Genomic DNA, 18,873 nt, shown 5'->3' with positions numbered 1-18,873 from the left:
CCGGTCCCCCGAACGAAAATCCCACTACCCCAGGAGTCAGCCGATGACGACCGACCGTATCGACCCTGCCGCGCGCCCGGCGCCCGCACCGTACGAGACGACCGTGGATGGCGCCCGATTGCGTTACCTCGCAGCGGGTTCCGGCGACCCGCTGGTGCTGCTGCATGGTTGGCCGCAGTCCCATCTGGCCTGGCGGGAGCAGATCGGGCCGCTGTCCGGCAGCCGGCGGGTGATCGCGCCGGACTGGCTCGGCTGGGGTGCTTCCGCGCGCGATACGACCCTGCCCTGCGATTACGACAGCGAGGTCGACCGGCTCGCGCGCATGCTGGACGCGCTCGCACTCGACCGCGTCGACCTGGCGTGCCACGACTACGGCGGATTCCTGGGGCTGGGCCTGGTCCAGCGCCACCCGGACCGCGTCCGGCGGCTGGCGATTCTCAACTCGCGGGCCCACGGGACCTTCGTCACGCGCTACGCGCTGCTGTTCGGCGCGTTCACCACCGCCGCCCGGCACGGGCTCGGCCGACGCCTGCTCGCGACGCCCCCGATCCACGCCGTGCACCGCTGGGGTCTGCACCGATACCTACGGAACGGCACCTTCACGCCCGACCGGCTCGAGCAATACCTGGGCATCTTGCGCACGCCCGAGGGACGCCGCTGGTACGCGCATTTCTGGGCCGGGTACCAGGTCCGCGTCCGCCCGGAGCTCCGCGCGCGGCTGAGCGAAATCACCTGTCCCACCACCGTGATCTGGGGCACCCGGGACCCCGCGATCCCGCTCGCCACCGCCGCGGAACTCGCGCGCCACATCCCGCACGCCGAACTGGTGCGGATCGACGCCGATCATTTCCTGATGGAACAGCGACCGGACGAGGTCACCGCGGCACTGCGGCACTGGCTGCGGCGACCCGCGAGGTGAGGGGAGCACCAGGCCTGCGCGGACGGCCTCGGGCCGCCGTACGCGGTGCGGGCCGGGCCGGGCCGACAGCGTCCAGTGACAGCCGAGCCGACTGTGCCCGGCGAGAACCGGGCCGACAGCATCCGACGACAGCCGGGCCGAACGCTGGTGACTGCCGACCGACGGTACCCAGCGACGGCCGGGCCCCGTGCCCGGCCACAGTCCGGCCCACCGTGCCCGGCGACGGCCGAGCAGCCGGGCGTGATGCGCGCCCGTGGCGGTACCGGTCGAGGGCATGAGTGCGGGCCACCGGGGTAGCCACCATTCATGAAACCACGCGGGCACCGGAACCGGGCGCGTCGCGCTCGCTACTGCCGCGGCCCGGAGCGCGACCGCGAAGCGACGCCCCCGGACCTCGCGATGCGGGGCCGGTGACGCGGCGATGACCCTGTACATCGGCACCTCCGGCTGGCAGTACCGGGACTGGCGCGGCGTCCTCTACCCGGACCGGTGTCCGCAGCGGCTGTGGCTCGAGCACTATGCCGCCGGTTTCGCGACCGTGGAGAACAACAATGCCTTCTACCGGCTACCCGCCCGGGAGACCTTCGCGGCCTGGCGCGAACGCACACCGGACGATTTCGTCGTAGCGGTGAAGGCCAGCCGATTCCTGACACATATGAAGCGCCTGCGCGACCCCGAGGAGCCGGTGGCACGGCTACTGCGCCACGCGAGCGGCCTGGGCCCCCGGCTCGGGCCGGTACTGCTGCAACTGCCCGGAACGCTGCGTGCCGATCCGGGACTGCTCGGCACCTGCCTGAGCTGTTTTCCCCGCGATATCCGGGTCGCGGTGGAGCCCCGGCACGACTCGTGGTGGTCACCGCGCATCCGGGGTGTGCTCGAGGAGCACGGGGCCGCCCTCTGCTGGGCCGACGCCGGTTCGCGCCCGGTGACGCCGCGCTGGCGGACCGCCGACTGGGGCTACCTGCGGCTGCATCGGGGCCGCGCGACACCGGCGCCGCGCTACGGGGCGCGGGCCCTGCGCACCTGGACCGAGCGCCTCACCGGGACCTGGTCCGACACCGAGGACATCTTCGTCTATTTCAACAACGACCCCGGTGGCGCGGCCGTCCGGGACGCCGTGGCCTTCGCGACGATCGCGGCCCGGGCCGGCGCCACCGTGACACGGACACCCACCGGCGTTCTCCCCGAGCCCGCGGCCTGATCAGGCGCTGCGCGGGCCGGCGGCAGCGGCCGGTTCCCGTTTCCCGCGTGGTCTCGCGGGTATCGCGCCCGGGTCCGACGCCGGCCGTACCGCGCGAGCGCGGTGGCCGTCGACGACCACAGCGTCCGGAGGAGAACCATGGAGATCGGCTACAAACTCGCCGCCGAGGGGTTCGGCCCCGCCGAACTGGTCCGGCAGGCGGTCCGCGCCGAAGCCGCGGGATTCGATTTCGTCGAGATCAGCGACCATTTCCACCCCTGGCTGGACAACCAGGGCCACTCGCCCTTCGCCTGGACCGTACTCGGCGCCATCGCCGCGAAGACCGAGCGGATCGGGCTCGCCACCGGGGTCACCTGTCCGACCGTGCGGTACCACCCCGCGATCATCGCGCAGGCGGCCGCCACGCTCGCGATCCTGTCGGATAACCGGTTCACCCTGGGTCTGGGCGCCGGCGAACGCCTCAACGAGCACATCGTCGGCGAAGGATTCCCGGTCGATGTCGCCGGCCGCCACCAACTGCTGCGGGAGGCGCTGGAGATCATCCGGTCGCTGTGGGAGGGCGGTTACCGTTCCTACGACGGCCGGTTCCTGAAACTGTCCGATGCTCGCGTGTTCGACCTGCCCGACGAGTTGCCGGTGATCGCGGTGGCCGCCGGTGGCAGCCACGCCGCCGAGATCGCCGGTGAACTGGGTGACGGGCTCTTCGCCACCGAACCGAAACCACAACTGGTCGCGGACTTCGAGGCCGCGGGCGGTACCGGCCCCCGCTATGCCGAGGTTCCGATGGCCTGGGCGTCCGACGCGCACACCGCGGCCCGGGCCGCTCTGGACACCTCGCGCTGGGCGCTGACCGGCTGGAAGGTCATGAGCGAACTGCCGAACCCGGTGAACTTCGCGGCGGCCTCGGCCACGGTCCGGGAGGAGGACATCCTGCAGAATTTCGCCTGCGGACCGGACCCGCAGCGCTACCTCGAGGTCGCGCAGCCTTTCGTGGACGCCGGGTTCGATCATCTGGTGATGCAGAACGCCGGACCGGATCCGGACGGCTTCATCGATTTCTTCCGCGCGGAACTGGACGAACCGCTGCGCAAACTGAGCCCCCAGCCCGCCTGACCGGCGCCGGGGCCCGGGCCGTCCGGCGGCCTCCGCCGGACGGCCCCGCTATTTCGCCGCACCCGGATTGGGACCGCTGTGGCCGGGTACGCGCCCGCCGTGAATGGCATGAGTATCAGAGAAGTAGCGCAACGACCCGGACCGTTCGCCTCGCTGTACATCGACGCCGAACACGACACCGAGGACGCCGAGAAGCAGCGCACGCTGCGCTGGCAGGCGCTCGCCGACCGGCTGGCCGCCGCGGGCGCCTCGAAGCAGATGATCTCGGTGCTCGGCGCGGCGGTCACCGGTGGCCGGCCGGAGCCGGGTCACGCCGGGCGGTTCCTCATCGCCGACGCCGAGTCGGTGCTCATCGATCGGTGGCTACCCGGGCGGCCGCAGCCGGAGATCGTGCGGATGTCGGCACTGCCGTACCTGCTGCCGCTCATCGAACACGAGGCCGGTGAGGTACCGCACGCGGTGGCGGTCGTCGACCGGGTGGGCTCGGATATGTACGGCGTCGACGAACACGGCGAGGTGGTCGAGGAATCCGTCGAGGGCACCGGGCATCCGGTGCACAAGGTGCGCCACGGTGGCGGCTGGTCGCATCGTTCGATGCAGCGGCGGGTGGAGGAGACGGCTCGCCGCAACGCCGGTGAGGTCGCCGAGGAACTCACCCGGGTCGCCCGGCGGGTCCGGGCCCAGGTGGTGGTGCTGGCCGGTGAGCCCGACGCCCGGTCCGCGGTCCATAGTGCGCTGGGTTCCACCGGCGCGCACGTGGTGGAAGTCGAGACCGGCGGCCGCGCCGAGGGTTCCGGCGCGGGCGAGCTCGACGACGCGGTCCGCGAACTCGTCGCCGAACAGGCCGACCGGCGGCGGGCGGAGATCGCGGCGCGATTCAACAAGGCACACGGCCGCGACGAAGGCCTGGCCCGTCACCGGATTGTCCGAAACGGTCTGTGCTCTGCTGGCCGCGAACGCGGAGAACGTGCTGATCAACGCCGCCGCGCTCGGTGACCGCAGGGTCCGGTTGGATCCGGGACCGCTGCGCGATCCGGCCGCGCTCGGCGCACCGGGCACGGCGACCGATACGACCTGCCGCGCCGACGAGGCGCTACCGGTGGCGGCGCTGGTCCGCGGCGGCACGGTGACACCTGTCGGCGCGGAGACCGCACCACGCGAGGGTGTGGGCGCGCTGCTGCGTTACGCCTGAAGCCACTCGCAACGAGTCAGGAGAACGAAATGGAACGAGGAAGCAGCAAACACGGTCCGGTCCGCGACGACGAACTGGCCCACGAGCTGGAGGGCACCCTGCGGGGTAACCGGTCGAGCCGGGCCGAAGAGTGGCACGACCCGGAACCCCCGGCCGACGACGACAATCTGGCGAACGAGCGCGTGGACCGGACCGAACGCCGCGGCACCTGACCGGCTCCATCGGCACCGCGCGACGCCGGAAGCGTCCGCGCGGTGTTCCCCGCGCACAATGCATGGTCGGACCCGGTGTCTTCGCGGGGCGGGTGATCCTACTGTCGGATCATGGGTATACGAGCCGTCGTTCTGCCGATATGCACAGCCGCGGTGCTGTTGTGCGCCTGCACGACGAGCACGGTCGAGCCCGCCCCTGAACCCTCGGTTGCCGCCGCCCACCTGGACAGAGTGCGAGGCGACCTCGACGCGGTGGTCCGCTCGGGTGCGGTCGGGGCCGTCGCCACGCTCACCGAGCACGACGCGACCGCCGTCGCGACCGCCGGCCTCTCCGATATCGCCACGGGGACCCCGATCCCTGCCGATCGTCCCCAGCATGTCCGGGTCGGTAGCGTCACCAAGGCTTTCACCGCGGCGATCGTGCTGCAACTGGTCGCCGAACACAGGATCGACCTCGACCGGTCGATCGACACCTACCTGCCCGGTCTGCTCGCCGGTGCCGGGGTGGACGGGCGCGCCATCACCATCCGCGAGATCCTGGGACATCGAAGCGGCCTACCCGAACTGCCCGTGACGCCGGAGACGAACGAATACGAGGCGGCGCGGGACGGCCGCACCTTCACCCCCGCGCAGGAAATCGCGGCCGCGCTGTGGCATCCCGCGCAGTTCGCCCCGGGGACCCGATTCCAATACACCAACACCAATTACATCGTCGCCGGCATGCTCATCGAGGCAGTGACCGGACACCGCTACACCGATGAGCTGCGCGACCGCGTTCTCATTCCGCTGGCCCTGTCGGACACCTACCTGCCGGCCACCGGAGAAACCGGTCTGCGGGACCCGCATCCGACCGGCTACGCCACCGTCGACGGCATCGTTACCGACCGGACGCGGGTGGAGCCGTCGATTCCGTGGGCGGCGGGCGCGCTGGTCGGCACCGGCGCAGATCTGAACCGGTTCTTCCTCGCGCTGCTGTCCGGCCGGGTGGTGCCGCGGCCGGAACTGGCGCAGATGCTCGACGGGACCGACATGGGCCGTGGGGACGGTATGTCCTACGGGCTCGGGATCGCGTACACCCGGCTACCGTGCGGCCTGCTCTATGTCGGCCACCTCGGCAGCATCCACGGCTTTTCTGCCATCTCGGGTGCCGCCGCCCCCGGGCTCGCGGTCACCTTCTCCTTCACCGGTACACCCGCCACCGTGGATGTCCGGAATCTGCTCACCCACGCACTGTGCGGGTGAACCCCGCCCGGCTCACCGGTCCGGGCGTCGCGGCCCGGACCGGTTCATCCGGAGATCAGGGCACGACCTCGACCACCTCACCGAGGTTCGGATAGGGGTGGACCGCGCCGACGCCGGGCGGGGTCAGGACGGCATCTCGGTGGCCTGCGCGGTGTCGATCACGCCGAAGGTCTCGCCCTGCGGTGCGGTGAGCACGCCCATCCGGCCGAAGGGGCTGTCGTCGGGACCCATCAGCAAGGTCGCGCCCAGACCGGTCGCCGACGCGAGGATCGCATCGGTGTCTTCCACCTGGAACCAGCTCAACCAGTACGACGGCCCGGCGCCCGGGTTCTTGGTGGAATCGTTCAGCCCGCCGACCGGCTCCCCGTCGGGCGCCAGGGCGAAGGTCGCGTAGTCGACGTTCACCCCGTCCCCGATCTCGGTGAACGTCCAGCCGAAAACCTGCGCGTAGAACTCCTGCGCGCGCTGGTAGCCGTCGGTGTGCAGTTCGTTCCAGCAGTAGGCTCCCGGCTCGTTGTAGACCGCCGCGCCGAAGTGCTGCTTGGCCTGCCATACCCCGAACGCGGCGCCGGTGGGGTCGGTGGCCACCAGCATCCGCCCGACATCCAGCACATCGAACGGTGCCGCGAGCACGGTGCCACCGGCCGCCACGATCGCGTCGGCGGTGTCGTCGGCGTTCTCGCTCGCGATATAGGTGGTCCACACCGAGGGCATGGGTTGCCCGGGCGGTTTGGGGCCGATCCCGGCGACCGGGCGGCCGTGACGCAGCGCCATCAGGTAACCGCCGGCTTCCGGCGTGCTCTCGGCGATCTCCCAGCCGAACAGGGCGCGGTAGAACTCCCGGGCGCGGTTCGTATCGTCGACCTGGCAGTCGGTCCAGCACGGGGTGCCGGCCGGCCAGGGAGTTTCACGTATCGGCATTGCGTGTCCTCCGTAGTTCTGTTTCGGGTTCGCACGAGTCGAGCGATAACAGGCCGAGGTGGCCGGATGGGACAGACCCGGATGAGGCAGACGCCGCACGACCCGCGGCAGATATCGCGCCGCGGTCCGTGGCGAGCCCACCGTATCCACCGGGCGGCGGGCGGGCAACCACCGCGCGGGCCGCGCGACCACGCGCCCCCTGCTTGCCTATATCGTGAGTATGTGCTCATAATGTGAATCCGCTGTGGCCTGCGTCACGAGAGGCATGCCGTGCCGCCAGCACGGGAGCCACGCCCGGCCCGGTGCGACTCGATGGGATATGCACATGTCAGACCTTGCAACGATGGTCAACACGGGCGCCGCGGTCCTCGCGGTGGTCGTGCTGGTCATCCGATTCAAAATCAACCCGGCGGTGGCGCTGGTCCTCGGTTCGGCCTATCTCGGGCTCACCGCGGGCCTGGGCACCGAGAAGACGGTCGATACGATCGCCACCGGTTTCGGCGACATCATGGCCGAGGTCGGGTTGCTGATCGCCTTCGGCGTGCTGACCGGCGCCATGCTCCAGGAGACCGGGGCCATCGAACGCCTCGTGCGCGCCCTGATCCGGGTCTTCGGTGTCAACCGGATGCCGTACGCGCTCTCGCTCACCATCGCCACCGCGCTGCAGTCGATCTACCTGGATGTCCTGCTGGTCATCTCGGCGCCGCTGGCCCGCAATGCCGCCGCCAAGATGGACAAGAGGGGCACTGCCCGCATGGCCACGGCACTGGCGATCGGCGGCGAATGCGGCATCGTGCTCATGGTGCCCGGCGTCGGGGCGCTGGCCCTGGCCGGACTGCTCGGCGTCCCCCTCGGCAAGATGCTGCTGTTCGGCCTGCTCCTGGTGATCCCCACGGTCGCCATCGCGGTCGCCGTCATGAGCTTCCTGTTCGACCGCGGCTGGTGGAACTCCGAACGCGACGAACAGCCCTACCCCGCCGGCGACCGGCCCGCCGAGGACACGCAGATCCGCTCCGGCGGCGACGGGCCCGACGCCGACAACGCGGCACCGCGAGCCGGCGGCGACCGGCCCGGAGCGGGTGACGAGGTGCCCGGCGGCGGACACACCGGTTCCGGGGTGGCTGTCGCGACGCCCGGACGGACCCGGGCCGAAACCCCGCTTCCGCTGCTGATGGCACCGCTGATGACCGCCCTGCTGCTGATCGCCCTCGGCGCGGTCCTCGATGTCGCCGAGATCCACAACCCGGTGATCGAATTCCTCGCCACGCCGGTCATCGCCCTGCTGATCGGACTCGTCGGCACGAGCATCGTGGGCCGCCGCAGTGTCGGCATCGACCGGATCCAGCGCTGTATCACCACCGGCTTCCAGGAGAGCGGGCAGATCTTGATCCTGACCGGGGTCGGCGGATCACTGGCCGCCACGATCACGGCCACCGGTGTCGGCGATATCCTCGGCGACTACTTCACCGCGAGCACCGCGGCGCCGCTGCTGATGGTGTGGGCGATCGCGGCGGTCCTGCACATCGCGGTCGGTTCGGTGACGCTCTCGGCGATCACCGCGGCGGGCATCCTCGCGCCGGTGGCCCCCGCGCTCGGCATCGATCCGGTGCTGATCGCGCTGGCCGCCGGGGCCGGATCGCTGTTCGCCGTGCACGTCACGAGCAATACCTTCTGGCTGCTGCAGTCGCTGATGGGTCAGACCACCCGCGGCACGCTGAAAACCTGCTCGGTGGGTGTATCCGTCGCCTCGGTGGTGGCGATCCTGCTGATCATGCCGCTGAGCCTGGTCCTGTGAACACCGGAAACGAGAGGGAAGATATGCCCAACGAGCCCGTCCGGCCGCTCGCCGGTATCCGGGTGCTGGAACTCGGCAACTACATCGCCGCCCCGACCGCCGGCCGGATGCTCGCCGATTTCGGCGCCGAGGTGATCAAGGTCGAACGTCCGGTGACCGGTGACGAACTGCGCCGCTGGCGCCTCTACGGCGGCGAGACCTCCATGCTGTACCGCACGATCAACCGCAACAAGAAATCCATCGTCGTCGATCTGCGGACCGAGGCGGGACGCGCCCTGATCCTGGATCTGGTCCGCGAATGCGATGTGCTGCTGGAGAATTTCCGGCCGGGGACGCTGGAGAAGTGGGGACTCGGCCCGGAAGCACTCCAGGAAGCCAACCCGGATGTGGTGATCACCCGGATCTCCGCCTACGGGCAGACCGGGCCGCAGGCCGCCCGGCCCGGTTTCGCGGCGGTGGCCGAAGCGGTCGGCGGGCTGCGCGAGCTCATCGGCGATCCGGACCGGCCACCGGTGCGCACCGGTGTGTCCATCGGCGATTCCATCGCCGGTATCTACGCGGCGTTCGGTACCGTGATGGCGCTGTTCCAGCGGGCGCGCAGCGATGCCCCGATCCCGTTGCCGGAACGCATCATCGATGTGGCGCTCAACGAGTCGATCCTGTCGGTGATGGAGTCGCTGATCCCCGACTATCTCGCCTACGGTGTGCGCCGCGAACGCGTCGGCGGCCGGATGGAGGGTATCGCGCCCAGTAACGCCTATCCGTGCGGCGACGGCACCAGCATCATCGTCGCGGGCAACGGCGACGCCATCTTCGGCCGCTACATGGAGACCATCGGCCGCCCGGACCTCGCGGCCGACCCGGAGCTGCGTGACAACGCCGGACGCTGGGCCCGCCGCGACGAACTGGATGCCGCGATCGCGGAGTGGACGAGCAGGCACACCCGCGCGGAGGCGCTGCGGCTCCTCGACGCCGCCGGCGTACCGGCCGGCCCGATCTACACCGCCGCCGATATCTGCGCCGACGAGCAGTACGCGGCCCGGAACATGATCCAGCGGTTCGAGGTGGACACGGGCGCGGACGCACCCACCACGGTGGGCTTTCCCGGCATCGTCCCGGTGATCGGCCGAGCCTCGCTGCCGATCCGTACAATCGGCCCCGACCTGGGTGAACACACACGCGAAGTACTCGCCACGGTATTGCGCCTCACCGACGACGAGATCGACGCCGTCACAGGCGCTCCGAAAACAGGGGTTACGGTATGACCTTCACCTACACACCGGCGGCGCGGCTGCGCGATGTGACGCTGCGCGACGGGTTGCAGCTCACCGGCAAACCGCTGGACACCGAACGGAAGGTGGCGCTGGTCCGCGAACTGCTCGCACTCGGCGTCCCCGAGCTCGAGATAGGCTCCATGGCCCGACCGGACCTGGTGCCGCCGCTGGCCGACTCGCTCGAGGTGATCGCCGCGCTCACGCCGGACGAACTCGCGAAATGCTGGGTCTGGGTCGCCACGCCGCGGCATATCGAGAAGGCCGCCGCGGCCGGCGCGCGTAATTTCCAGTACTGCCTGTCGGCGTCGGACTCGCACAACAAGGCCAATATCGGGCGCACCACCGAGGACAGCGTCGCGGCCATGCCCGCGGCGATCGGGCTGACCCGCGACTGCGGGGGCACCATCCAGCTGTGTATCGCGACGGCGTTCACCTGTCCCTTCGAAGGGGTCGTCGATCCGGCGCGGGTGCTGGGTATCGCCGCCGATCCGCGGACCGACGGGGCCGCCGATATCGTTCTCGCCGATACGCTGGGCCAGGCCGTCCCGGCCCAGGTGCGACAGCTCGTCGAGGGCGTCCGCGCGAATACCCCGCCGCGCCGCATCGTCTACCACGGTCACGACACCTGGGGTCTGGGCGTCGCGAACACGCTGGCGGCCGTCGACGCGGGCGCCACGCTGGTGGACGGATCGCTGGGTGGTCTGGGCGGCTGCCCGTTCGCCCCGGGCGCGAGCGGCAATACCGCGACCGAGGACCTGCTGTTCGCCACCCGCCCCGACTGGCTCACCCCCGCGGTGCTGGCGGCGGTGGTCGAAACCGGCGAGTCGCTGCTCGCCGACCTGGGCGAACCCAACCGGTCCAAAACCGCGCAGGGTGCCCGTTCGAAAGCCCGGGCCTTCGACTGGGTGATCGGCGGGCAGGCGTGACGGCCGCGGATTTCCTCGTCACCACCCCCCTGCCCGATCCCGGCATGCGGCTGCTCGAAGCCGCCGGATCGGTGACCGTGGCCCAGAACCGGATGAGCCGGGAGCAATTGGCCGACGCCTGCGCGTCCGGGGACTATCGCGTAGTGGTGGCGCAACTGCGCGACGAGTTCGACGCGGAACTGCTGGGCCGGGCGAAGATCACCGGGATCAGCAATTTCGCGGTGGGGTACAACAATATCGATATCGCGGCGGCCACCGCGAACTCCATCATCGTGGGCAATACGCCCGGCGTACTGACCGACGCGACCGCCGATATCGCCCTGCTGCTGATCCTCGCGGTGGCGCGCCGGTGTGTGGAGGCCGATACCTTCGTGCGATCGGGGGAGTTCCACGGCTGGCAACCGGAACTACTACTGGGCCAGGATGTCAGCGGCCGGACCCTGGGCCTGGCCGGTTTCGGCAGGATCGCCCGTGCCACCGCGCGCCGCGCGCTCGCCTTCGGCATGACCGTGGTGTTCGCGCCGCGCCCGCCCGGTGACCGGGTGGTGAGCCAGGAGGAGCTCGGCGAATTCGCCGGACGGGTGCAGCAGCTGCCGTGGCCCGAACTGGTCGCCACCAGCGACTACCTCTCACTGCACGTACCGTTGAATGCCGAGACCCGCCATCTCGTGGACGAATCCGTACTCCGGTCGATGAAACGATCGGCCATCCTGATCAATACCGCGCGCGGGCCGATCGTCGACGAGCGGGCGCTGGTGGCGGCCCTGCGTGACGGCACCATCGCGGGCGCGGGATTGGATGTGTACGAGGACGAACCGCGGCTGGCGCCGGGCCTGGCCGATCTGCCCAATACCGTGCTGCTGCCGCATATCGGGAGCGCGACGGTGCCGGTGCGCGCCGAGATGGCCCGCCGCTGCGCGGAGAACGCCGTGGCCATGGTCCGCGACGAACTCCCGCCCTACCCGGTCAACCCGGAGGCGTGGGCGCGCTGACCACGGCGGCCCCGGGGTCGGCGACCGGAATGCGGCCACCGAGGGTGCGGGTGACCTGCTCGGCGTAGCCGACGAGCAGGTCCACCCACGCCTCGCACTGTGCCAGCGGCATCCGCAACGTGGGGCCGCTGATCGTCAATGCCGCCACCACCTTTCCGGCGGCGTCGAATATCGGCGCGGACAGCCCCGACGCCGAATCCTCCCGTTCTCCGGCGCTGATCGCGTAGCCGTCGGCCTTCGCCCGGGAGATGAGCGCCCGCAGCTCCCGGGGGCTGGTGACGGTGCCCTCGGTCAGCGGTTCCAGCGGAGCCGCCAGTACCCGCTCGGCGAGTTCGGGATCCCAGGCCAGCAGGATCCGGCCCGCCGACCCGGCATAGAGCGGAATGATCTTGCCCACGTACATGTCCCGGCGCAGCGCGTGCCGGGTCTCGGCGATGGCCACGCACACCCGGAAACCGTGTTCGGCGCGGAAGACACAGGCCGTCTCCCCCGTCTCGTCCCGTATCTCGCGCAGGACCGGGTCGACGATCGCCAGCAGGTCCAGACCCTTGACCGCCGTCGCCGCCCAGTAGCTCATCCGCAGCCCGACCCGGATCCGGTCTCCCGCCCGATCCAGCAGGCCCTGCGCCACCATATTGGTGACCAGCCGCTGCACCGTGGACGTCGGCAACCCGGTGGCCTGCTGGATCTCGCCCAGGGTCAACGACGGCCGCGCCAGGGAGAAGGCATCGAGGATCTCGGTGATCTTCCCCAGTACCAGCAGCGGCTGGTGGTTCGCGGCCGCACCGCCGTCTTGCCTCGACATATCGCCGAATCTACGCCGCGCCCGCGACCTCGTCCGGTCAGACCTTCGCGAGTTCGGGTTCGGGGTGCTCGCTTTCCCCGGTCCCGCCGGGTGCGCCGGACCGGTTGGGCAGCAGGATCGCCGTCACGATCACCACCAGCGACAGCGCCGCCGACACCACGAAGGCCAGTCGCATTCCGTCGAGTTGCGCGGTGAGTGTATCGATACCCGTGGCCTGCAGCGCGCTGGTCCGGCTCGCCATCACGGTGACCACCAGCGCCGTCCCGAGTGCGGCGGCGACCTGCTGCAGGGTGCCCAGCATGGAACTGCCGTGCGAGTAGAGATCCTCCGGCAGCGCACCGAGCGCCAGGGTGAACACCGGCGTGAAGGCCGCGGCCAGCGACAGCATGAGCAGGATGTGCAGGGCCAGCAGCTGCCAGTACGGCATGGTGACCGAGATCTGGGTGAAACCGGCCAGCGCGGCGGTGATCCCGGCCGCACCGGGGATCACCAGGACACGGCCGCCGAACCGGTCGAACAGCCGGCCGATCACCGGCCCGAGCAGACCCATGGCCAGACCGCCGGGCATGACCAGCAGGCCGGTCTCCAGCGGCGACAGACCGCGCAGGTTCTGCAGATACAACGGCAGCAGCATCATCGAGCCGAGCATGGCCAGGAACGCGACCGCCATCAGGACCAGGCCCAGGCTGTAGGTGCGCGAGCGCAGGATCCGCAGATCCAGCAGCGGGGTGCCGTGCCGCTGCAACCACAGCTGCCGTGCCACGAACAGGCCGATCAGGGCGGCACCGGCGAGGGTGATGAGGACCGGGGTGGCGACCGTGCCCGCCTCGAACCGGCTCAACCCGTACACCAGACTGCCGAAACCGAGCGCGGCGAAGACCACGCTGAACCAGTCGATCGAACCGGTCTCCGGTTCGCCGACATTCTCCAGCCGTCGCAACCCGAACCAGGTGACCACGCCCGCGATCGGCAGCACCAGCACGAACAGCCAGCGCCACGACGCGATCTGCAGTACCAGGCCGGAGATGACCGGCCCCATGGCCGGAGCCACCGAAATGGCCAGGGTGACATTGCCCATGACGCGGCCGCGGTCACGCTCGGGCACCACGGTCATCAGCGTGGTCATCAGCAGCGGCATCATCACCGCGGTGCCACCGGCCTGGACGATCCGTCCGACGAGCAGTACGGCGAAGGAGGGCGCCACCGCCGACAATGCCGTGCCCGCGAGGAAGACGCCCATGGCCAGCGCGTAGGCCCGCCGGGTGGTGACCCGCTGCAGGAACCAGCCGGTGACCGGGATGACGGCCGCCATGGTGAGCATGAAGGAGGTCGACACCCACTGCGCGGCCCGCTCGGTGACCTCGAGGTCGTGCATCAGGCGCGGGATCGCGTTGATCATGATGGTCTCGTTGAGGATCACCACGAAGGTGGCGATCACCAGCAGCCGGACGACGGCCGGGGTGCCTGCGCCTTTCCGGCGAACGGACAACAGGGCGGGCATCGGCTACCTCCGGAGGTCGTGAGCATCTGGCGTCGGCCGGGCGGGTCGTCGATGACCGTTGCCGGGCGTACGTGAGATCAGACGAGCGAGCGGCGCTCGGCTCATCGGTGACGCGCCAGTGTTTCTCATGGCTGTGTACGAGATCAATCGCTTTTCCGGCGACCGTATTCCCGGTCACAGCCGGATCGCCCAGCTCGCGGCGGCGCGCCCACGACCGCTCCCCACTCCGTTATGAGTGACGTCACCCGCACGCGCCGCCCGTATGGGAGGACGGGTTACCGGGAGGTCAGTCGAGTCCCAGCTGCTGTGCCGCGATCTCGAGGTCCTTGTCGCCCCGCCCGGAGAGACACAGCAGGACCACGGCCCCGGCGGCCAGTTCACCACGGTCGGCCAGGTCGAGGAGGCAACCCACCGCATGCGCGGATTCCAGGGCGGCGATGATGCCCTCGCTGTGCCCGAGGGCCTCCATACCGCGCAGCGCGAGAGCGTCGGTGACCGGGACGGCGCGCAGGCGACCGCTGTCCCGGAGGTGACTGAGTTCCGGGCCCACGCCCGGATAGTCCAGACCCGCGGCCACACTGTGCGTCCCGGCGATCTGGCCGTCGTCGTCCTGCAGCAGGTAGCTGTAGCTGCCGTCGATCTCGCCCGGACTGCCGGCGGTCAGCGACGCCGCGTGTGCCGCGGTCTCCATGCCGCGCCCGGCCGCTTCCGCACCGAGCAACCGCACCCCGGGATCGGCCACGAAGGGGCGGAACATGCCGAGAGCATTGCTGCCACCGCCGACACAAGCGATCACGTAGTCGGGTAATCGGCCCTCGGCGGTGAGGATCTGGGATCGCGCCTCCGCGCCGATGGGGTGCTGGAAATCCCGGACGATCCGCGGATAGGGCGCGGGCCCGGCCGTGCTGCCCAGCAGGTAGTGCGTGGTGTCGACCTGCGACACCCAGTCGCGGACCGATTCGGTGATCGCCTCCTTGATCCGCCGGTTTCCGGTGTCGACCGCGCGGACCTCGGCTCCGAGCAACCGCATCCGGATCACATTGGCCCGCTGCCGTTCCATATCGACGGCGCCCATATAGATGGTGCAGCTCAGACCGAGCATCGCGGCCACCGTCGCGACAGCCACGCCGTGTTGGCCCGCACCGGTTTCGGCGACGATGCGGCGTTTGCCCATGCGCCGGGCCAGCAAACCCTGGCCGAGCGCGTTGTTGATCTTGTGTGAACCGGTGTGGGCCATATCCTCCCGTTTGAGATAGACGGTCGGCGCCGGTGTGCCCAACCGCGCCGCGAACCGCGGCACCCGATGCAGCAGCGTGGGCCGGCCGACCCGGCTGCGCAGCAGGCCGGTCAGCTCCCGGACGAACGCCGGATCGGTACGGGCCGCCTCGTATGCGCGCTCCAGGTCGAGCAGGGCGGCCATGAGGCCCTCGGGAACGTATCTGCCGCCGAATCTTCCGAATCGGCCACGCTCATCCGGGAAATCCCCGGGACGTAGGGTATTCTGCGCGACCCCGTGATCGACGACCATCCAGCACTCACATTCCCTGTTCCCGACTCCGCCGCAGAAATTCTGGACGCCCGGCGCGAGCGCCGGGTCACCTCTCGGCAACGGATTAGTTAACAGTACTAAAGGGATGGATTTTCGCCGCGACGTCGCGTAACGCGCAATCGGAGTCTTCCCCACCACGAGAACTCACCCCTATTGTAGGATTGTCGACAATCCGGCCAGGCTCGACCGGCCGCCGTCAGGGAGGAGCGTCCCACCGTGCTCACGGAAGCCACACTCACCGCCGCCGAACGGGAAGCCGTCGAGTCGGTGCCCACCGGCCTGTTCATCGACGGCCGCACCCGCGAGACCGCGAAGACCATGCCCGTCCTCGATCCGGCGACCGGGCAACTGCTGTGCGAGGTCGCCGACGCCACCCCCGAGGACGGCCTGGCCGCGCTGGACGCCGCCGCGGCCGCCCAGTCCGACTGGGCGCGCACCGCGCCCCGTGAGCGCAGCGAGATCCTCATGCGGGCCCATCGTCTGCTGCTCGACGACGCCGACCGCCTCGCCCTGATCGCGACCCTCGAGATGGGCAAACCGCTGGCGGAGGCCCGCGGCGAGATCACCTATGCCGCGGAGTTCTTCCGCTGGTTCGCCGAGGAGGCCGTACGCCTCGACGGCGGCTATATGCCCGCGCCCGGCGGCGGCGCCCGATTCCTGGTCACCCGGCAACCCGTCGGGCCGAGCCTGCTCATCACCCCCTGGAACTTCCCGATGGCCATGGGCGCCCGCAAGATCGGGCCCGCTCTCGCCGCCGGCTGCACCAGTGTGGTCAAACCCGCCGAACAGACACCGCTGTGCACCCTGGCCCTGGCGCGGATCCTGCACGCGGCCGGGGTGCCGGCCGGAGTGGTGAACGTGGTGACCACCTCGGATCCGGGCGCGCTGATGACCCCGCTCATCGACGACCCGCGCTCACGCAAACTGTCCTTCACCGGCTCGACCGCGGTGGGCAAGAAACTGCTCGAACAGTGCGCCCGCACCGTCATGCGCACCTCGATGGAACTGGGCGGCAACGCACCGTTCCTCGTCTTCGACGACGCCGACCTGGACGCGGCGGTCGACGGGGCGATGGCGGCGAAGATGCGCAATATCGGGCAGGCGTGCACGGCGGCGAACCGGTTTCTCGTGCAGCGCGGGGTGGCCGCCGAATTCGCGGAACGGCTGGCCGCGCGCATGGGAGAGCTGCCGCTGGGCCGCGGCACCGAACCCGGGGTCGTGGTGGGCCCGCTGATCGATGCCGACGCGGTGACCAAGGTGACCGAACTGGTCGCCGACGCGCGGGCCCGCGGCGCCCGCGTACTGCTGGGTGGTGAACCGCTCGACGGTCCGGGGCACTTCTATCCGGCCACCGTCCTGGTGGATGTCCCCGACGCGGCGCAGATCTGCCACACCGAGGTGTTCGGGCCGGTCGCGAGCATCGCGACCTTCGATACCGAGGACGAGGCCGTCGCCCGCGCCAACGACACCCCCTACGGGCTGGTGAGCTACGTCTACACCGAGGGTCTGCGGCGTGGGCTGCGGATCAGCGAAGCGCTCGACACCGGAATGGTCGGACTCAACCAGGGTGTCGTATCCAATCCGGCCGCGCCCTTCGGCGGGGTGAAAGAATCCGGTCTCGGCCGCGAGGGCGGCCTGGTCGGCATCGACGAATTCCTCGAGATCAAATACATCGGAGTGCCACTGTGAATTCCTATCGGATCGCGACGATCCCGGGCGACGGTATCGGCGTCGACGTGACCGCCGAAGCGGTGAAGGTTCTCGACCGGGTACTGCCCGGCATCGAATGGACCGAATTCGACTGGTCCTGCGAGAACTATCTGCGCACCGGCGCGATGATGCCCGCCGACGGGCCGGAGCGGCTCGCCGGATTCGACGCGATCCTGCTCGGCGCCGTCGGTTTCCCCGGAGTGCCCGATCACATCTCGCTGTGGGGTCTGCTCATCCCGCTGCGCCGGGCCTTCGGCCAGTACGTCAACCTGCGCCCGGTGCGGTTGCTGCCCGGCACCACCTCGGCGCTGCGCGACCGCACCGCCGCCGATCTGGATCTGCTCATTGTGCGCGAGAACTCCGAGGGCGAGTACTCCGAGATCGGCGGCCGGCACAATCCGGGCCGGGCAGACGAATTCGTGCTCCAGGAATCCGTTTTCACCCGGGTCGGCTGCGAACGGATCATCCGATACGCCTTCGACCGGGCCACCGAACGCGCGGGCCGCGTCTGCTCGGCCACGAAATCGAACGGCCTCATCCACTCCATGCCCTACTGGGACGAGATCTTCGAACGGATCGCCGCGGAATATCCCGCCGTGCAGACCCGGCAGATGCACGTCGACGCGCTGGCCGCCGAGATCGTGCTGCATCCGGACCGGCTCGATGTGATCGTCGGCTCCAACCTCTTCGGCGATATCCTCTCCGACCTCGCCGCCGCCGTCACCGGCGGGCTGGGGCTGGCGCCGTCGGGCAATATCAACCCCGCACGGGACGCGCCGTCGATGTTCGAGGCGGTCCACGGCAGCGCGCCCGATATCGCGGGGCAGGGCATCGCCAACCCGGTGGCGCAGATCCTGGCGGGCGCCATGCTGCTCGATCATCTGGGCGAGCACGTCGCGGCGGACGCGGTCGACCGGGCGGTCACCGATGTCCTGGGCGGCGACGGACCACGCACTCCCGATCTGGGCGGCACCGCCACCACCACCGAGGTCGGCACCGAGATCGCCGACCGGGCCTCGGCGCTGCTGCACGCCTGAGCGGACGGCCGGGCCGGTGCCGTCCACGCCGGCCCGGCCGGACTGCCTTGTCCCTCCGCTGACACGGATTACCCCTGGGTCTGCGCTGTCTTGAACATTTCACGGCTGTGCTCGGCCGCGAGGGGAGGTTTCCGCGGAACTCGGCCAGCTTTTCAGCGGGGTGGACGACGACGCCTCGAGCGGAACGGGCGCATAATAGAAAACAGAAGGGTCGTCATGCGAGCGATACAGGGCCTGCTCAACTCGGTGTTGGGCATTGTGACGGCCGTGCTCGGCGCGGTGGTCGGATTGCTCGCGGCCGTGGTGTGGATTCTCGGCGCGGTGTTGTGCGCCACGATCCTCCTGATTCCGCTGGGGCTTCCCGTCATCAAGCTCGGCAGCCGTCTGTTCGGCCTTGCTCGGAAGCTGATGCGTTTCCCCTGACGCGCCTCCCCGACACCCACGACGCGGACAGCGCTGTCCCCGACGGCCACGACGCGCGCCG

Annotated in this window: 18 protein-coding genes; 14 read left to right on the top strand and 4 right to left on the bottom strand. The window is 70.1% G+C overall.

What is annotated here, in order from left to right:
* Positions 1-43 precede the first annotated feature (43 nt).
* The 7 genes from ON38_RS12200 to ON38_RS12175 all read left to right on the top strand — a co-directional run bounded on the left by ON38_RS12200 (position 44) and on the right by ON38_RS12175 (position 5,879).
* Positions 44-919, top strand: coding sequence for an alpha/beta fold hydrolase (locus ON38_RS12200; RefSeq protein ID WP_039824847.1), 876 nt, complete (start codon positions 44-46; stop codon positions 917-919).
* A 421-nt stretch (positions 920-1,340) separates the two neighbouring features.
* Complete coding sequence (locus ON38_RS12195; protein ID WP_039824846.1) at positions 1,341-2,120, top strand: DUF72 domain-containing protein; 780 nt, start codon at positions 1,341-1,343, stop codon at positions 2,118-2,120.
* A gap of 138 nt (positions 2,121-2,258) precedes the next feature.
* The gene (locus ON38_RS12190; RefSeq protein ID WP_039824845.1) at positions 2,259-3,233 is read left to right on the top strand and encodes a TIGR03557 family F420-dependent LLM class oxidoreductase; all 975 of its coding nucleotides are present in this window, start codon (positions 2,259-2,261) and stop codon (positions 3,231-3,233) included.
* A 108-nt stretch (positions 3,234-3,341) separates the two neighbouring features.
* Positions 3,342-4,229, top strand: coding sequence for a baeRF2 domain-containing protein (locus ON38_RS12185; RefSeq protein WP_051164643.1), 888 nt, complete (start codon positions 3,342-3,344; stop codon positions 4,227-4,229).
* Entirely contained in the window at positions 4,201-4,425 is a 225-nt protein-coding gene (locus tag ON38_RS34105; protein WP_051164642.1) for a hypothetical protein, read from the top strand. The genes ON38_RS12185 and ON38_RS34105 overlap by 29 nt, the downstream gene beginning before the upstream one ends.
* A gap of 29 nt (positions 4,426-4,454) precedes the next feature.
* Positions 4,455-4,637, top strand: a complete 183-nt coding sequence (locus tag ON38_RS12180; RefSeq protein WP_039824844.1) for a hypothetical protein — start codon at positions 4,455-4,457, stop codon at positions 4,635-4,637.
* 111 nt (positions 4,638-4,748) lie between these two features.
* Positions 4,749-5,879, top strand: a complete 1,131-nt coding sequence (locus tag ON38_RS12175) for a serine hydrolase domain-containing protein (RefSeq protein ID WP_051164641.1) — start codon at positions 4,749-4,751, stop codon at positions 5,877-5,879.
* Between the two features lie 123 nt (positions 5,880-6,002).
* On the opposite strand, the gene ON38_RS12170 is transcribed toward ON38_RS12175, so the two are convergent.
* Positions 6,003-6,800 (bottom strand): VOC family protein, encoded by a 798-nt coding sequence (locus ON38_RS12170; RefSeq protein ID WP_039824843.1) that lies wholly within the window; start codon positions 6,798-6,800, stop codon positions 6,003-6,005.
* 325 nt (positions 6,801-7,125) lie between these two features.
* Here ON38_RS12170 and ON38_RS12165 point away from each other — a divergent pair, with 325 nt between their 5' ends.
* The 4 genes from ON38_RS12165 to ON38_RS12150 are packed head-to-tail and all read left to right on the top strand — an operon-like array spanning position 7,126 to position 11,787.
* Positions 7,126-8,595: a GntP family permease gene (locus tag ON38_RS12165; protein WP_039824842.1), complete on the top strand. Its 1,470-nt coding sequence runs from the start codon at positions 7,126-7,128 to the stop codon at positions 8,593-8,595.
* A 23-nt stretch (positions 8,596-8,618) separates the two neighbouring features.
* The gene (locus ON38_RS12160) at positions 8,619-9,860 is read left to right on the top strand and encodes a CaiB/BaiF CoA transferase family protein (RefSeq protein WP_039824841.1); all 1,242 of its coding nucleotides are present in this window, start codon (positions 8,619-8,621) and stop codon (positions 9,858-9,860) included.
* Positions 9,857-10,795, top strand: coding sequence for a hydroxymethylglutaryl-CoA lyase (locus tag ON38_RS12155; protein ID WP_039824840.1), 939 nt, complete (start codon positions 9,857-9,859; stop codon positions 10,793-10,795). The genes ON38_RS12160 and ON38_RS12155 overlap by 4 nt, the downstream gene beginning before the upstream one ends.
* A gap of 44 nt (positions 10,796-10,839) precedes the next feature.
* A complete protein-coding gene (locus tag ON38_RS12150) occupies positions 10,840-11,787 on the top strand; it encodes a 2-hydroxyacid dehydrogenase (RefSeq protein WP_051164664.1) in 948 nt (315 codons plus the stop codon).
* Here ON38_RS12150 and ON38_RS12145 read toward each other — a convergent pair.
* The 3 genes from ON38_RS12145 to trpB all read right to left on the bottom strand — a co-directional run bounded on the left by ON38_RS12145 (position 11,762) and on the right by trpB (position 15,621).
* Positions 11,762-12,592 (bottom strand): IclR family transcriptional regulator, encoded by an 831-nt coding sequence (locus ON38_RS12145; protein ID WP_051164640.1) that lies wholly within the window; start codon positions 12,590-12,592, stop codon positions 11,762-11,764. The two genes, ON38_RS12150 and ON38_RS12145, sit on opposite strands and share 26 nt — an antisense overlap.
* A 37-nt stretch (positions 12,593-12,629) precedes the next feature.
* Positions 12,630-14,093 (bottom strand): MDR family MFS transporter, encoded by a 1,464-nt coding sequence (locus tag ON38_RS12140; RefSeq protein WP_039824838.1) that lies wholly within the window; start codon positions 14,091-14,093, stop codon positions 12,630-12,632.
* Between the two features lie 286 nt (positions 14,094-14,379).
* A complete protein-coding gene (trpB, locus tag ON38_RS12135) occupies positions 14,380-15,621 on the bottom strand; it encodes a tryptophan synthase subunit beta (RefSeq protein WP_039824837.1) in 1,242 nt (413 codons plus the stop codon).
* A 339-nt stretch (positions 15,622-15,960) separates the two neighbouring features.
* On the opposite strand from trpB, the gene ON38_RS12130 reads away from it, so the two are divergent.
* The 3 genes from ON38_RS12130 to ON38_RS12120 all read left to right on the top strand — a co-directional run bounded on the left by ON38_RS12130 (position 15,961) and on the right by ON38_RS12120 (position 18,812).
* Entirely contained in the window at positions 15,961-17,331 is a 1,371-nt protein-coding gene (locus ON38_RS12130) for an NAD-dependent succinate-semialdehyde dehydrogenase (RefSeq protein ID WP_083872605.1), read from the top strand.
* Positions 17,328-18,389 (top strand): tartrate dehydrogenase, encoded by a 1,062-nt coding sequence (locus ON38_RS12125; RefSeq protein WP_039824835.1) that lies wholly within the window; start codon positions 17,328-17,330, stop codon positions 18,387-18,389. Before ON38_RS12130 ends, ON38_RS12125 begins: the two co-directional genes overlap by 4 nt.
* Positions 18,390-18,605: 216 nt before the next feature.
* On the top strand, positions 18,606-18,812 hold the full coding sequence (locus ON38_RS12120) for a hypothetical protein (RefSeq protein WP_039824834.1): 207 nt from the start codon (positions 18,606-18,608) through the stop codon (positions 18,810-18,812).
* Positions 18,813-18,873 lie beyond the last annotated feature (61 nt).

This window comes from Nocardia testacea NBRC 100365 (genome assembly GCF_000308775.1).
Taxonomy (GTDB): domain Bacteria; phylum Actinomycetota; class Actinomycetes; order Mycobacteriales; family Mycobacteriaceae; genus Nocardia; species Nocardia testacea.
The sequence above is the reverse complement of the archived record's forward strand: the minus strand, read 5'-3'. Positions and strand labels throughout refer to the sequence as shown.